This is a genomic window from Amycolatopsis stemonae (assembly GCF_054781455.1).
The window spans coordinates 298,759-312,846 of the sequence record NZ_BAAGUJ010000003.1; the positions used below are offsets into that span (position 1 = coordinate 298,759).

Below are 14,088 nucleotides of genomic sequence, written 5' to 3' on the forward strand. Positions count from 1 at the left end.
ATGAGCCAAGACACGCACGACGCGTGGACGCGCCGACGTATGGTACAAATTCACGAACTAAGGCCCTCCCCTGAGATTTTTCAGCTTATGACGCCGGGGAACCGCCTTGAAGCCACCGATCGAGTGATCATGCCCGGGCACCCCCGGTCGCGCCGCTGAGACGAACGCGCTCGTAAGGTGGAGCGCATGGAGAGCGTGCGCTTGGTCGAAGACTGGCCGGTGGACAACGCCGCGACCGCGGTCGTGGCCGCCGGCGGGAATGTCGTGGGCAGCCACGGCGACACCGCGCGGAAGTTCCGGCTGGCCTCGGTCAGCAAGCTGCTCACGGCGTACTCCGCGCTCATCGCCGTCGAAGAGGGCGTCGTCGAGCTCGACACCCCGGCCGGTCCCGACGGCTCGACCGTGCGGCACCTGCTCGCCCACACCTCCGGCCTCGCGTTCGACGCGCACAAGGCCATGGCCACGCCGGGCACCCGGCGGCTCTACTCCAACGCCGGGTTCGAAGAGCTGGCCGGCGCGCTGGCCGGGCACTCCGGCATCCCGTTCGCGCAGTACCAGGCCGAGGCGCTGTTTTCGCCGCTGGGCATGACGGCCACGACCCTCGAGGGCTCGCCCGCGGCCGACATCGTGTCCACTGTGGACGACCTGGCCGCGTTCGCCGCCGAGCTGCAGGCCCCGAAGCTGCTGGACCCGGCGACCGTCGCCGAGGCTACCAACGTCGTGTTCCCCGGCCTTTCCGGCGTGCTGCCCGGGTTCGGCCACCAGAAACCCAACGACTGGGGCCTCGGCTTCGAGATCCGCGACCACAAGAGCCCGCACTGGACGGGCGCGCACAGCTCGCCGCGGACGTTCGGCCACTTCGGCCAGTCCGGCACGTTCCTCTGGGTCGACCCGGACGCCGGCGCGGCCTGCGTCGCGCTCACCGACCGCGCGTTCGGCCCGTGGGCCGCCGACGTCTGGCCGCGCTACACCGACGCCGTGCTGGCGGAATTGAGCGCGTGAAAGCCCTTCTCGCCGCGCTGCTGCTCCTGCTCGCCGCCTGCAGCGCGCCCGAGGCCGCGACCGCGCCCGAGACGCCCTCCGTGGCCGAGGCTCCCCCGGCGCTCGGCACGAACGGCGCCGCCGTGCCGGCCCTGCGCTGGACGGCGTGCCACGGCGAGTTCCAGTGCGCGGCCGCGCCCGTGCCGCTGAGCTACCGCGAGCCGGCGGGCCCGTCGATCACGCTCTCGGTGATCCGCCGGCCGGCCGGCGACCCGGGACGGCGGCTCGGCTCGCTGTTCTTCAACTTCGGCGGCCCGGGCACCGACGGCGTCGGCGAACTGACGCGCTTCGCCGACCGCTACCCCGACGAGCTCAAGGCCCGGTTCGACCTGGTGAGCTTCGACCCGCGCGGGATCGGCGGGTCCGCGCCGGTCAGCTGCCCCGGCGCCGACCACGCGCCGTCGCCCGGCTCGCCGCTGCGGCAGCCGGACGCCTACTTCGCGGCCAGCGCGGCGGTGGGCAAGGCGTGCGCGGGCTCCGGCGCCCTCCTGAGCCACCTCTCGACGGCGAACGTGGCGCGGGACCTGGACCTGCTGCGCCAGGCCGTCGGCGACGCCACGCTGAACTTCTACGGCTACTCCTACGGCACCTACCTCGGCGGCACGTACGCGAACCTGTTCCCGGACAAGGTCCGGTCGATGGTCCTCGACGGCACCCTCGACCTCGTCGCGAACGCCACCGGGCGGCCCGGCCAGGAGAAGGAGCCGGTCGACGTGCGCGCCAGCGTCGCCGGGGCGCAGCAGCAGGAGCTGGACCAGTTCTTCGCCGGGTGCGCCGCGGCCGGGCCGAAGTGCGCGTTCTCCGGCGGCGACCCCCGGGCGAAGTTCGCCGGGGTCTTCGCGCGGGCGTCACGCACCACCGGCGTGGGCTCGCTGATGCGGACCGTCGACAGCGCGCTGTACCAGTCCGGGCGGTGGAAGCGGCTCGCCCAGACCCTGGCCGCGATGCCCTCGGACTCCGGCGCGGCGGCGCCCGTGCTGGACCCGTACGTGCCGACGCACTCCCCCGCGTTCCTGGCCGTCCAGTGCGTCGACAGCGACAACCCGGCGTCGCCCGCCGACTATGCGGCTCTGGCGCCCCGGGAAGCCGCGCGGCAGCCGTATTTCGGCCTGGGCGCGGTGTTCTCGATGGCCCAGTGCGTCGGCTGGCCCGCGCGCGACGCCGACCGGTACACCGGCCCGTGGAACCGGCCGCGGAAGAACCCGGTCCTGGTGCTCAACAACCGGTTCGACCCGGCGACCCCGCTGCACAACGCGCAGGCGACGGCGGCCGAGCTGGGCGACGGCCGGGTCCTCGTCGTCGACGGCTACGGCCACACGTCGCTCGACGCGCCGAGCGCGTGCGCGTCGGCGGCCGTGGTGCGGTACCTGGCGGACCTGGACGCGCCCGCCGAAGGCACCACCTGCAAGCCGGACGCGGTCCCATTCTCGTGAGTGGGAAACAGTGTTCTGACGCTGTTTCTCACTCACGACCCGGGCGGGCCCGTCGTTCAGCCGAACGGACGCCCGCGGCAGGGTCTTTGGACCCTGCCCGGCGTGCTCCGCGGGTGGTGTCATGGTTCTCGTGCGGGCCCGCCGCCGGGCCGGTGCGGGGACCTCGGGCCCCGGCGGGCCGCACGCCCCGCTACTCCATGAGCCGGATCGGCTCCCCCGCCTGGAACGCGGCGATGTCCTCGACGGCGTCGCCGTAGAAGATCTCGTAGGTCTCGCGCGCGACGAACCCGAGGTGGGGTGTCAGGACCGCGTTGTCCAGCGTCCTCAGTGGATGGTCGGCCGGGAACGGCTCGACGTCGTACACGTCCAGCGCCGCCGCGCCGATCTCCTTGCGCCGCAACGCGTCCACCAGCGCGGCCTCGTCGACGACCGGGCCGCGCGAAGTGTTCACCAGCAGCGAGGTCGGCTTCATCGCCGCCAGCTCGGCCGCGCCGACCAGGCCGCGCGTGCGCCCGCTGAGCACCAGGTGGATCGAGAGCACGTCGGAGCGGGCGAACAGGTCCTCTTTGGACACCGCGGTGACGCCGTGCGGCTCGGCCTTGTCCGGCGTCAGGTTCTGGCTCCAGGCGATGGTCTCCATGCCGAAGGCCTGCCCGATCTTCGCCGCGCCGGCCCCGAGGCGGCCGAGGCCCAGCAGGCCGAGCGTCTTGCCGTGCAGCATCGTCCCGACGGTCGTCTGCCAGCGGCCTTCGCGCATGTTGCGGAACTCCTGCGGCAGGTTCCGCGACGCGGCGAGGATGAGCGCCCAGGTGTGCTCGGCGGTCGGCTCGCCGAGGTACCCGGTCCTGGACACGACGACGCCGTTGCGCTTCGCGGCCGGGACGTCGATGGCGGCGTTGCGCGGGCCGGTGCTGACCAGCAGCTTCAGGTCCGGCAGCCGGTCGAGCACCTCGGCCGGGAACCGGGTGCGCTCGCGCATCGCGACGACGGTGTCGAAGCCCTGGAGCTGCTTGACGACGTCGGTGAGGGGCTCGGTGAAGACGGTGATGTCGGCCTTCAGCGAGTCCCAGTCGCCGAAGGTCAGGGCGACGTCCTGGTAGTCGTCGAGAATCGCGATCCGCATGCCCTCACCGTAGCGGCCACCCGGACCACCCGGTCTTGAACATGTTCAAAATGAGGGCTACGGTACGTCTTGAACACGTTCAAAACGAGGAGGAACCATGGACCGCGTAGTCGTGGCGTACGCCCTCTACCTGCTGATCAGCATCCCGTTGACGGTGCTCGTGGCCCGGACGCTCAGCAAGCACGGCCGCACCTTCCTGGCCGAAGTCTTCGCCGACAGCCCCGGCCTCGCCAACGCCGTCAACCAGCTCCTGGTCGTCGGCTTCTACCTGGTCAGCCTGGGCTTCGTGACGCTCTTCCTGACCAGCCACGCCGAGGTGACCACCGCGCGGGCGGTGTTCGAGCTGCTGTCGGTGAAGATCGGCGTCGTCGCACTGATCCTCGGCGCGATGCACCTGACCAACGTGCTGGTCTTCAACGGCATCCGGCGCCGGCACCTGGCCCCGCGGCCCGAGCCGCGGCCGGTGCCCCTGCCCTACCCCGGCATGCCGCAGGCCCCGCCCTTCCCCGCGCCCTGACGTGCCCGGCGCTAACGTGCTGCGCGTGGCCAAGAGCGAGGAAACGCGGTCCCTGATCGTCACGACCGCGATGCGGCTGTTCACCGAGAACGGCTACGACCGCACGACGATGCGCGCGATCGCCGCCGAAGCGGGGGTGTCCGTCGGGAACGCGTACTACTACTTCTCGTCGAAGGAACAGCTGATCCAGGGCTTCTACGACGAGATCGCCCGGCAGCACCTCGACGCGGCGCGCGCCCTGATCGACGGCGAGCCGGACTTCGCCGGGCGCCTGAAGACCGTGCTGCTGTGCTGGCTCGACATCGCCGAGCCCTACCACCGCTTCGGCACGCAGTTCTTCGTCAACGCGGCCGACCCGGAGTCGCCGCTGAGCCCGTTCAGCGACGACTCCTCGGCCGCCCGGGACGCGTCGATCGGCCTCATGCGCGAGGTCGTCGAAGGGTCCGACGTCAAGCTCGACCCGGAGCTGCGCGAGCAGCTGCCCGAACTGCTGTGGCTCTACCAGATGGGCGTGGTGCTGTTCTGGGTCCACGACCGCTCGGCCGGCACGAAGCGCAGCCGGATGCTGGTGGAGCGCAGCGTCCCGCTGCTCGCCCGGCTGGCCGCGCTCTCCCGGCTCCGGGTGTTCCGCCCGGTCAGCCGGGAGATCGTCGACCTCATCCAGGACCTCGCTAGGCGGGACTGACCGCCCGGAAGTAGAGGAACCGCGGCTTCGTCCGCAGGTTCCGCGCCCACTTCGGGTCGGCTTCGTCCGCTTCGGGCACGGGCATCGGCTCCACCAGGCTGTCGACCGCGAAGCCCGCGTCACGCACCGCCTGGAACATCCAGCTCAGCGGGCGCCGGTAGAACCGGACCCGCTGCCCGGGCGGGAACTCGTCCTCCAGCAGCTCCAGCTCGAAGTAGTTCTCCTTCTCGAACCAGCGCCAGTCCTCGCCCGGGTGGTGCACCGAAAAGACCAGGGCCCCGCCGGGCTCCAGGACCCGGCGGAACTCGGCCAGCATCGGTGCCCAGTCCTTCACGTAGTGCAGCACCAGGGACGCGGTGATGACGTCGATCGAGCCGTCCGGCAGGTCGAGCGGCCGGGAGACGTCCGCCTGCTCGAAGCGGGCGACGTCGCCGAACTTCCGGCGGGCCACCGCCACCATGCCCGCGCTGGCGTCGACGCCGAGGACGTCCGCGCCCCGCTCGGCCAGCAACGCGCTCAGGTGCCCGGCCGCGCAGCCGACGTCCAGCACGCGCCGGCCCGAGACGTCGCCGGCCAGCTCGAGGATCGCCGGCCGGTCGTAGAGGGCGTTGGTGACGTTCTTTTCGGCGTGCTCGGCGTAGACCTCGCTGTGGCCGTCGTACTGCTCGGCCCGCGCCCGGCCGATGATCTCCTCCACCACCGCCGACTTGGCGTCGGCGTACTGCTGGACGTACTTCCACTCCTTCGCGGCCAGCTCGCGCTTCTTCGCCGCGTAGAGGTCGCGCTCTTCCGGGTGCGAACGCAGGCGGTCGCGGAAGAGCCGGTAGCGCGGCGTCTGGCCGTTGCCGGGCGAGTAGACGTGCAGGTTGATGTTGGTGTCCGGGCCCTTGAAGCAGCGGTGCTTCTCCCAGTCCGGCTCGCGGATCACGAGCCGGTAGCCCGCCGCCTCCAGCGCCGGGAGGTAGGCGGCTTCGTCGTCGGAGTCGGGCACCTCGAGCAGGACGTCGACGCAGGGCTTGGCACACAGCCCCGGCACCGACGTCGAGCCGACGTGCTCGAGGACGAGCACCCGCTCCCCCAGGACGCCCCGGATCCGTTCGGCCTCACGCTCGTAGAGCGCCGGCCACTCCGGGTCGTAGTCGACGAGCAGGACCGTCGAGTTGAGCTGTGGCGCGTCGCCGCCCACCCAGCCCGACTCGATCTCGTCGTCGCTCAACGCTTCTTGGCTGGTCATTCCGGTCGACCCCCTTCGTCAAGGCAGTCGGCCAGAATATCAACGCGGCGCAAGCGGGTTCAAAAAATCGGCAACGGCAGCAGGTTCCCGGTCGCTTCGCGCAACGCGTCCCGCATCGCCGCGCGCGGCGCCGGCTGCCCGGTGAAGTGCTCGGCCTGGCCGAACGCCTGGTGCAGCAGCATGTCCAGCCCGGTCGCGAGCCGGCCGCCGCGGGCCGCGACCGCTTCGGCCAGCGGCGTCGGCCACGGGTGGTAGATGACGTCGAGGACGTGCGCGACACCCGCCAGGTCGGCGGCATGCGGGGCGACCGCGTCCGGCGGCACCGTGTTCACCAGCACCGCCGCCGAGGCCAGTGCCGCGAAGTCCGTCTCGGCCCAGCGAAGGACGTCTACGTCGAGCGAAGCGCGCTTCGCCGCGTCGAGCGTTTCGCCCGCCCTCGCGGGCTCCCGCACGACCAAGCGCACCTGACGCACCCCCAGTGCCGCGAGCCCGACGACGGCCGCCGCCGCGGTGCCGCCCGCGCCGAGCACGACCGCCGTGTCGGCCGGCGACGGCTCGTAGCCGCCCGCCGCCCGCAGCGCTCCGGTGACGCCGTCGACGTCGGTGCAGTCCGCCAGCCAGCCCTTGGCCGTGCGGACGAGGGTGTTGGCCGCGCCGACCGCGGCCGCCCGCGGCGTCACCTCGTCCGCGTGGTCCAGTGCCGCGCGCTTGCCCGGCATGGTGACCGAGAGCCCGGCCCACTCCGGGCCGAGGCCGCGCACCAGGCCGGGCAGCTCCTCGGCGCCCGTCTCGATCCGGTCGTACGTCCAGCCGGTCAGGCCGAGCGCGGCGAACGCGGCGCCGTGCAGGACCGGCGACAGCGAGTGCGCGACCGGTTTGCCCAGCACGGCCGCCTTGCGCGGCTCAGAAGACACCGCGTGCCTTGGCCAGGTCGACGTTCTTCCGGTGGTCGTCGAACGAGACCGCGAAGCAGGACAAGCCGTTCTTCTCGCACTTGACGAAGTAGACCCAGTCCCCCGCCGCCGGGTGGACCGCCGCCTGGATGGCCTCGGGACTCGGCACGGAGATCGGCGTCGGCGTCAGCCCGGGGATCTTGTAGGTGTTGTACGCGCCCGCCCGGTTGCGGTCGGCGTCATTGGTCGCCAGGGTCGGCCGGTCGAGCACGTAGTTGACCGTCGAGTCCATCTGCAGCCGCATGTTGATCGCCAGCCGGTTGTAGATGACCCGCGAGAGCTTGCCGAAGTCGGCCTTCACGGCTTCGCGCTCGATGATCGACGCGATGATCAGCGTCTGGTACGGCGTCATCCCCGGCCCGGTGGACTGCGGGCTCAGCCCGGCGTTCTGGATCGCCTCGGTCGAGGAGTGCACCAGCTGCGCGATGATCTCCGGCGCGGTCGAACCCGGCTTGACGTCGTAGAGCCCGGGCGCGATCAGGCCTTCCAGCCGGCGGTCCTTGCGGTCGGCCTTGTTCGCGGCGTCGACGGCCCAGTCCGGCACGCCGAGCGTCTTCAGGTCCGCGGCGTCGACGGCCTTGCGCAGGTCGTCCGCCGTGACGCAGGTGCTCTTGCCGTCGAGCTGGGCGCACGACGCCTTCGCCATCAGGCTGTACACGCCGGGCGTGACCTTGCCGTCGGGCTGGGTGATGTCGTCGAGCTGCGTGTACGGCCGGATCTCCAGCTGCCCGACGCGCGCGGCGGGCGAGGTGATCCGGTCGACCGCGCTGGCCCCGGACATGTGCGTCTTCATCACGTAGAAGCCGCCCTGGATCTTGGCCAGCTTCGTGTTGTCCTCACCGGCCTTGACGAACGCCTTGCCGCTCGCGACGACGCCCGCCGTGGCGAGCTTCGCGCCGATCGCCGACGTCGAGTCGCCCTGGTCGACCTGGACCAGCACGTCCCCGTCGCCGGAGCCCTCGAAGTCGTCGTAGCCGAAGATCTTGTTGAAGCCGTAGTAGGCGCCGCCGGCGAGCAGCACGATCACCACGAGCGCGGCGACCCAGCCGAGGGCGCGCTTGCCCTTCTTCTTCTTGCGCGGTGGCTCGGGCTCGTCCTCGTACTCGGCGTCGTCGTAGTCCTCGTATTCGCCTTCGTACTCGTCGTAGTCCTCGTACTCGGCGTACTCGTCCTGCTCGGCGAAGAAGCCTTCCGGCTCTTCGTGCTCGGGCTCCGGCGGGGCCTGGGCGGGAATGATGTCCGTGGGCGGGTCCTGGCGCGCCGGCGGGGGCGGCGGACGGCGGCGCCGCGGCGGCTCCTGACCGGGTTCGGGCACGCCGACAGACCGGTCACCCGGCTGGACGGACCGCCGGGCGGGCGGTTCCGGGGCGGCGCGGCGGCGCGGGGGCTCGTCGGGGTCGAGGGCGGCCCGGCGGCGGCGCGCCGCCTCCTCGTCGGGATCCGGTGCGCGACGGCGGCCGGACGGCGGCTCGACGGGCTCGTCGGGGACCGCGCGCAAGCGGGCCGAGTCGTCCGGAGCGCCGCGGAGGCGGGCGGCCTGGGCTTCGGCCGCCTCCTCCAGGTCGAGCATCGCCTGGTGGCGGCGGGCCGCGTCGGCCTCGGCCCGCTCTTCGGGGGTCGGGCGGCGACGGCGGGGTTCCGCCATCGCCTCGGGACCCGGGCGGCGCGGTGCCTCGTCCGGCGGGGCGGCGCGGCGACGCCGCCGGGGCTCCGGGGCCTCGTCCGGCGCACGACGGCGCGGGGCGGGGTCGTCGGCGCCGGCGTCGAGGCCGTGGCGGGCGCGGGCCGGGGCCGAGCGTTCGGCTTCCCGCGGGTCGAAGTCGTCCTCGGCCGGCGGCAGCGTGCCCGGCGGCTCGAGCCGGCGACGGCGGCCGGACGGCGGCGCGTCACGGCGCGGGTCGTAGCCCGGCTCGGCGGGCCGGGCCCGGCGCGACGGCTGCGGAAGCTCCTGGTACCCGCTGGCGTGGGGGTCGCGCGGGTCCGCGCGACGGGGTGCGGGCCGGGACGGCGGTGTGGCCGGCCCCGGTTCGCGGAGTCGCCTGCGCCCGCGCTGGGGCTCAGGTGGCTGCTCGTTCATCGGTCTCCCTCCCGGGCGCGGTGCGCTGCGGCGGCGTCGATCCAGGCCTGCAGGATCTCGACGGCGGCGGCCTGGTCGACCACCGCGCGTTGCTTGCGGCCCTTGACCCCGCGCTGGGAGAGGATGCGGGATGCGGTGACCGTGGTCAGCCGCTCGTCGCCCAGCCGGACCGGCACGGGCGCGACGCGCCCGGCCAGGTTCTCAGCGTACGCGATGGCAACCTCGGCCGCCGGTCCCTGGCGGTTGGCGAGGGTCCTCGGCAAGCCCACGATCACCTCGACCACCTCGTGTTCGGTGACGAGGGCCGCGAGCCGGTCCAGATCGCTGTCGTCGTTCGCATCGCGGGAGAGGGTAACCAATGGCGAAGCGAGCAGGGGGGCCGGATCGCTCAGCGCCACCCCGACCCGGACGGATCCGACATCGACGCCGAGCCGCCGGCCGCGGCCGGGATCGCCCGCACCGGGACGATCCGGACCGCGGTTTCCGCGGTTAACCAATGCCGGCAATCGCCGACCGCAGGGCGGTGACCGCCTCCGCCGCGCCGGCCGGGTTCGTGCCGCCGCCCTGGGCCATGTCCGGCTTGCCGCCGCCCCGCCCGCCGATCTTCCCGGCGAACGACGGGACGAGCTTGCCCGCGGCGATGCCCTTGTCCTGCGCCGCCTTCGTCGTCGCGACGACGAAGCTCAGCTTCTCGCCGGCCGGCGAGAACAGCGCCACGACGCCGGGCCGCGAGCCGAGGCGGCCGCGGATGTCCGACGCCAGCGCGCGCAGGCCGTTGCCGTCGACGTCCGGGACCACCTCGGCGACGACCGTGACGCCGCCGACGTCCTGGGCCTTGTCGACCAGCGCGCCCGCCGAGCCCAGCACCTGCTGGGTCTTCAGCTGCTCGATCTCCTTCTCGGCGTTCTTCAACCGGGTCAGGACGTCCTCGATGCGGCCGGGCAGCTGGTCCGACGGCACCTTGAAGGTGTTCGCCAGCTGCGAGACCAGCAACTGCTCCTTGCGGACGTACTTCAGCGCGTCGCCGCCGACGAGCGCCTCGACGCGGTGCACGCCCGAGCCGATCGACGCGTCGGAGACCAGCTTGACCAGGCCGAGCTGACCGATCCGCTCGACGTGCGTACCACCGCACAGCTCGCGGGAGTACTCGCCCATGTCGACCACGCGGACGTCGTTGCCGTACTTCTCGCCGAACAGCGCGACCGCGCCCAGCTCGAGGGCCTTGTCCTTGGTCGTGGTGTAGCTCTGCACCTCGACGTCGGTCTGCAGGTAGTCGTTGACCTCCTGCTCGACCTCGGTCAGCACGTCCGCCGACACCGAGCCGGGCGTGGTGAAGTCGAACCGCATGCGACCCGGCGAGTTGAGCGAACCCGCCTGCGCCGCGCGCTTGCCGTACGCGCCGCGGACGGCCGCGTGCACCAGGTGCGTCGCGGAGTGCGAGCGCTCGATGGACAGCCGGCGGTGCGCGTCGACCGAGCCGGTGAGCTTCGAGTCGAGGCCGACCTCGCCCTCGGTGACCTCGACGCGGTGCACGTACAGCCCCGGGACGATCTTCTGGACGTCCAGGACCTTCAGCTCGACGCCGTCGCCGAGCAGCACGCCGGTGTCGGCGACCTGGCCACCGCTCTCGGCGTAGAACGGCGTCCGGTCGAGCACCAGCTCCGCCTTCTTGCCCGCAGAGACGCTGCGCACCGGCTGCCCGTCTTCGAGCAGCGCGACGACCTTCGCCTCGGCCTGCAGGTCGGTGTAGCCGAGGAACTCGGTCTCGCCGTGCTGCTCCAGGACCTTCCGGTACTCCGAGAGGTCGCCGTGGCCGGTCTTGCGGGCCGCCGCGTCCGCCTTCGCGCGGGTCCGCTGCTCGTTCATGAGCGTGCGGAAGCCCTCTTCGTCGACGGACAGGCCCTGCTCGGCCGCCATCTCCAGGGTCAGGTCGATCGGGAAGCCGTAGGTGTCGTGCAGCTGGAACGCCTTGTCGCCGGCCAGCACGTCGCCGCCGCCGCGCTTGGTCTCCTCGGCCGCGAGGTCGAAGATGCGCGAACCGCTGGTCAGCGTCGAGAGGAAGGCCTCCTCCTCGATCCGGACGACCTCGCTGATCCGGTCGAAGCCGTCGACCAGCTCCGGGTAGGTCGGGCCCATGGTGTCGCGGACGACCTTCGCGAACTCCTGCAGCACCGGCTCGTGCACGCCCAGCAGGCGCGTGGAGCGGACGATGCGGCGCAGCAGCCGGCGCAGCACGTAGCCGCGGCCGTCGTTGCCCGGGGTCACGCCGTCGCCGATCAGCAGCACGCCGGTGCGCGCGTGGTCGGCGATGACGCGGAAACGGACGTCGTCGGCGTGGTTGCTGCCGTAGCGGCGGCCCGAGAACTCCTCGGCGCGGCCGATGACCGGGCGGACGAGGTCCGTCTCGTAGACGTTCTCGACGCCCTGCAGGATCGTCGCGACGCGCTCGACGCCCATGCCGGTGTCGATGTTCTTCGCGGGCAGCTCACCGAGGATCGGGAAGTCCTTCTTGCCGCTGCCCTCGCCCCGGATGTTCTGCATGAACACCAGGTTCCAGATCTCGATGTAGCGGTCCTCGTCGACGACCGGACCGCCCTCGCGGCCGTACTCCGGGCCGCGGTCGTAGTAGATCTCCGAGCACGGGCCGCACGGGCCGGGGATGCCCATCGACCAGAAGTTGTCGACCATGTCGCGGGCCTGGATGCGCTCGCCGGGCAGGCCGGTGAGCTTGCGCCACAGCCCGGCCGCCTCGGCGTCGTCCTCGTAGACGGTCGCCCACAGGCGGTCCGGGTCGAGGCCGTAGCCGCCTTCGCTCTGGGGCTTGGTGATCAGCTCCCAGGCGTACTCGATGGCGCCTTCCTTGAAGTAGTCGCCGAAGGAGAAGTTGCCGGCCATCTGGAAGAACGTGTTGTGCCGGGTGGTCTTGCCGACCTCGTCGATGTCCGGGGTGCGCACGCACTTCTGCACGGAGGTCGCGCGCGGGTACGGCGGCGGCGCCTCACCGAGGAAGTACGGCTTGAACTGCACCATGCCGGCGTTGACGAACAGCAGGTTCGGGTCGTCGAGGATCAGCGGCGCGCTGGGCACGCGCGTGTGGCCCTTGCCCTCGAAATGGCGCAGGAAACGGTCGGTGATTTCGTGTGTGTCCACGGGTCAGTCCTCGTAGCGGGGTGGTTCGGAACAGGTCGGCGTCGACGGCGGAAGGGGTTCCGGGCAGGCCCGGATCAGCCCTCCGCCCGGCGAGCTCGCCGGACCGGGCGCCGCGCGGCAGCCGCGTGCCGCCCCTCGGCGCGGGGCGCGGTCACGCCCGTCCGCTCCTCGACCATGTCGTGCAACTCCTGCTCCCGCTCGTTCATGCCCGCGCGCACCTCGGCGCCGAACGAACCCACGGCACCCGCCAGCTCGCGCACGGCGTCCCCCAGGTTCGATGCTAACCCGGCCGGGGTGGCCTGACGAGCCGTTTCGGCGGCCTTGCGGGACAGCGCGACCCCGGCGACGACCCCGACGCCGAGCCAGAACAGCCGCTTCATTTGCCCGCCTTCTTCGCCGCCTTCGCGGCGCTCTTCTTCTTGCGCGCGCGGATCGCCTTGCTGATCCCGTAGGACAGGGCCGCGGTCTTGACCAGCGGGCCGCCCAGCGTCGCGGTGAACACCGACGTCAGCGCGGAGACGTTCCCGGTGACGGCCTGGGCGTTCGAGGTGATCCCGTCGACCCGCTCCAGCTGGGTGTTGACGTGGGTGATCGTCTCGTTCGCGCCGATCAGCAGCGGGTCGGTGTTGTTGTTCGTGCGCTCGATCGCCTCGGTGGCCGCGTCCAGCGTCTTGCCGAGCTTGCGCAGCACGACCGCCAGCAGCACGACCAGCACGACGAATGCTCCTGCGGCGATCAGCGCGGCGATCTGCCCTGCCGACACGGGCCCTCCTCGGATAAGCGGTCTTGGGTGCTGGTGAGGTTACCGCCTGGCCGGGTCCCCGACCGTGTCACCCCGCGCGGGGTGGGAAACAGCTCGCTCCCGGCCACGCCGGGGCGGTGCACCCGGGCGGTGGGACACGACGACGGACCCGGCCGGCGGGTCCTTTCCGGACCGGGCGGGCCGGGCCGGGCGTCCCGCGCCGGTCCCGCGAAGACCGGTTCGCCGCGCCGGGCGGGCCGCTCGTCTAACGCTCCTTCAGCACCGCGCGGTAGAGCACCGCCATGTCCTCGTCGCCGTGGCCCGCTTCGACCGCCGCCTCCAGGTGGGCCAGCGCCGCACGGGCGCCCGCCACGTCGACGTCGTCGCCCGCGGCCGCCACCACCAGGCGCGCGTCCTTCGCCGCCAGGCCGGCCGGGAACGCCGCCGGGAACTCGCCGGACAGCATCGCGCCGCCCTTGACGTGCGCGTAGCCGACGTCGAGGCCGCCGCCCTTGATCGTCTCCAGGAACAACGCGGGGTCGATGCCCAGCGCGCGGGCGAGGCCGAGGCTTTCCGCCGTGCCGTTGGTCAGCGCCAGCACCCACGCGTTCAGCACGAGCTTCAAGCGGCTGCCCTGCCCGGCCGGGCCGAGCCACTGCGTCTTGACGGCGACCGCGTCGAACACCGGCGTGGCCTTCGGGCGGGCTTCCTCCGGGCCGGACGCGAGCACCTGGAGCTGCGCCTGTTCGGCGGGCTGGCGGGTGCCGAGCACGGGTGCGTCGACGAACACCGCGCCCGCCTTCTCGGCGGCCGCGGCGAGGCGGTCGGTCCAGTCGAGGCCGACCGTGCTCATCTGCAGCCACAACGTGCCCGAAGCGGGCGAAGCGGCTTCGAACGCTTCCGCCACGGCAGGGCCGTCCGCGAGCATCGTCACCAGGACGTCCGCGCCGTCGGCCGCTTCCGCGGCCGAGTCCGCGACCGTCGCGACGTCCGCCAGGGGCTCGGCTTTGGCGCGGGTCCGGTTCCAGACCCGGACGTCCAGGCCCGCCTTCGCGATGTTGGCCGCCATCGGGGCGCCCATGATTCCGGTTCCGAGAAACGCGATGCTCATGGTCCCAGCGTGCCCGCAAACC

At 72.4% G+C, this 14,088-nt stretch carries 13 protein-coding genes; 4 read left to right on the forward strand and 9 right to left on the reverse strand.

Going from position 1 to position 14,088, the window contains the following annotated elements; genetic code table 11:
• Window positions 1–186: 186 nt before the first annotated feature.
• Window positions 187–1,002: a serine hydrolase domain-containing protein gene (locus tag ACYVLJ_RS13220; RefSeq protein ID WP_460438833.1), complete on the forward strand. Its 816-nt coding sequence runs from the start codon at window positions 187–189 to the stop codon at window positions 1,000–1,002.
• Window positions 999–2,474 carry an alpha/beta hydrolase gene (locus ACYVLJ_RS13225; protein ID WP_460438834.1) on the forward strand — a complete coding sequence of 492 codons (1,476 nt, stop codon included), beginning with the start codon at window positions 999–1,001 and terminating at the stop codon, window positions 2,472–2,474. Before ACYVLJ_RS13220 ends, ACYVLJ_RS13225 begins: the two co-directional genes overlap by 4 nt.
• Before the next feature lie 190 nt (window positions 2,475–2,664).
• Here the strand turns inward: ACYVLJ_RS13225 and ACYVLJ_RS13230 are convergent, their stop codons facing one another.
• Complete coding sequence (locus ACYVLJ_RS13230; RefSeq protein ID WP_460438835.1) at window positions 2,665–3,597, reverse strand: D-2-hydroxyacid dehydrogenase family protein; 933 nt, start codon at window positions 3,595–3,597, stop codon at window positions 2,665–2,667.
• A gap of 97 nt (window positions 3,598–3,694) precedes the next feature.
• Between ACYVLJ_RS13230 and ACYVLJ_RS13235 the strand changes: the two genes are divergently transcribed.
• Window positions 3,695–4,114 carry a hypothetical protein gene (locus ACYVLJ_RS13235; RefSeq protein WP_460438836.1) on the forward strand — a complete coding sequence of 140 codons (420 nt, stop codon included), beginning with the start codon at window positions 3,695–3,697 and terminating at the stop codon, window positions 4,112–4,114.
• A 25-nt stretch (window positions 4,115–4,139) separates the two neighbouring features.
• The gene (locus tag ACYVLJ_RS13240) at window positions 4,140–4,799 is read left to right on the forward strand and encodes a TetR family transcriptional regulator (protein WP_460438837.1); all 660 of its coding nucleotides are present in this window, start codon (window positions 4,140–4,142) and stop codon (window positions 4,797–4,799) included.
• Here ACYVLJ_RS13240 and ACYVLJ_RS13245 read toward each other — a convergent pair.
• From ACYVLJ_RS13245 to ACYVLJ_RS13280, 8 genes are all read right to left on the reverse strand, one after another.
• The gene (locus ACYVLJ_RS13245) at window positions 4,786–6,033 is read right to left on the reverse strand and encodes a GrpB family protein (RefSeq protein ID WP_460438838.1); all 1,248 of its coding nucleotides are present in this window, start codon (window positions 6,031–6,033) and stop codon (window positions 4,786–4,788) included. The two genes, ACYVLJ_RS13240 and ACYVLJ_RS13245, sit on opposite strands and share 14 nt — an antisense overlap.
• Before the next feature lie 59 nt (window positions 6,034–6,092).
• Window positions 6,093–6,920 (reverse strand): shikimate dehydrogenase, encoded by an 828-nt coding sequence (locus ACYVLJ_RS13250; RefSeq protein WP_460439130.1) that lies wholly within the window; start codon window positions 6,918–6,920, stop codon window positions 6,093–6,095.
• A gap of 16 nt (window positions 6,921–6,936) precedes the next feature.
• Window positions 6,937–9,063 (reverse strand): endolytic transglycosylase MltG, encoded by a 2,127-nt coding sequence (gene mltG, locus ACYVLJ_RS13255; protein ID WP_460438839.1) that lies wholly within the window; start codon window positions 9,061–9,063, stop codon window positions 6,937–6,939.
• Window positions 9,060–9,560, reverse strand: coding sequence for a Holliday junction resolvase RuvX (ruvX, locus tag ACYVLJ_RS13260; protein WP_460439131.1), 501 nt, complete (start codon window positions 9,558–9,560; stop codon window positions 9,060–9,062). The genes mltG and ruvX overlap by 4 nt, the downstream gene beginning before the upstream one ends.
• On the reverse strand, window positions 9,553–12,213 hold the full coding sequence (alaS, locus tag ACYVLJ_RS13265) for an alanine--tRNA ligase (protein ID WP_460438840.1): 2,661 nt from the start codon (window positions 12,211–12,213) through the stop codon (window positions 9,553–9,555). Before alaS ends, ruvX begins: the two co-directional genes overlap by 8 nt.
• Before the next feature lie 74 nt (window positions 12,214–12,287).
• The gene (locus ACYVLJ_RS13270; RefSeq protein WP_257927329.1) at window positions 12,288–12,593 is read right to left on the reverse strand and encodes a hypothetical protein; all 306 of its coding nucleotides are present in this window, start codon (window positions 12,591–12,593) and stop codon (window positions 12,288–12,290) included.
• Window positions 12,590–12,976: a DUF948 domain-containing protein gene (locus tag ACYVLJ_RS13275; protein WP_451975335.1), complete on the reverse strand. Its 387-nt coding sequence runs from the start codon at window positions 12,974–12,976 to the stop codon at window positions 12,590–12,592. The genes ACYVLJ_RS13270 and ACYVLJ_RS13275 overlap by 4 nt, the downstream gene beginning before the upstream one ends.
• Before the next feature lie 244 nt (window positions 12,977–13,220).
• Window positions 13,221–14,066 carry an NAD(P)-dependent oxidoreductase gene (locus ACYVLJ_RS13280; protein ID WP_460438841.1) on the reverse strand — a complete coding sequence of 282 codons (846 nt, stop codon included), beginning with the start codon at window positions 14,064–14,066 and terminating at the stop codon, window positions 13,221–13,223.
• Between the last annotated feature and the right edge of the window lie 22 nt (window positions 14,067–14,088).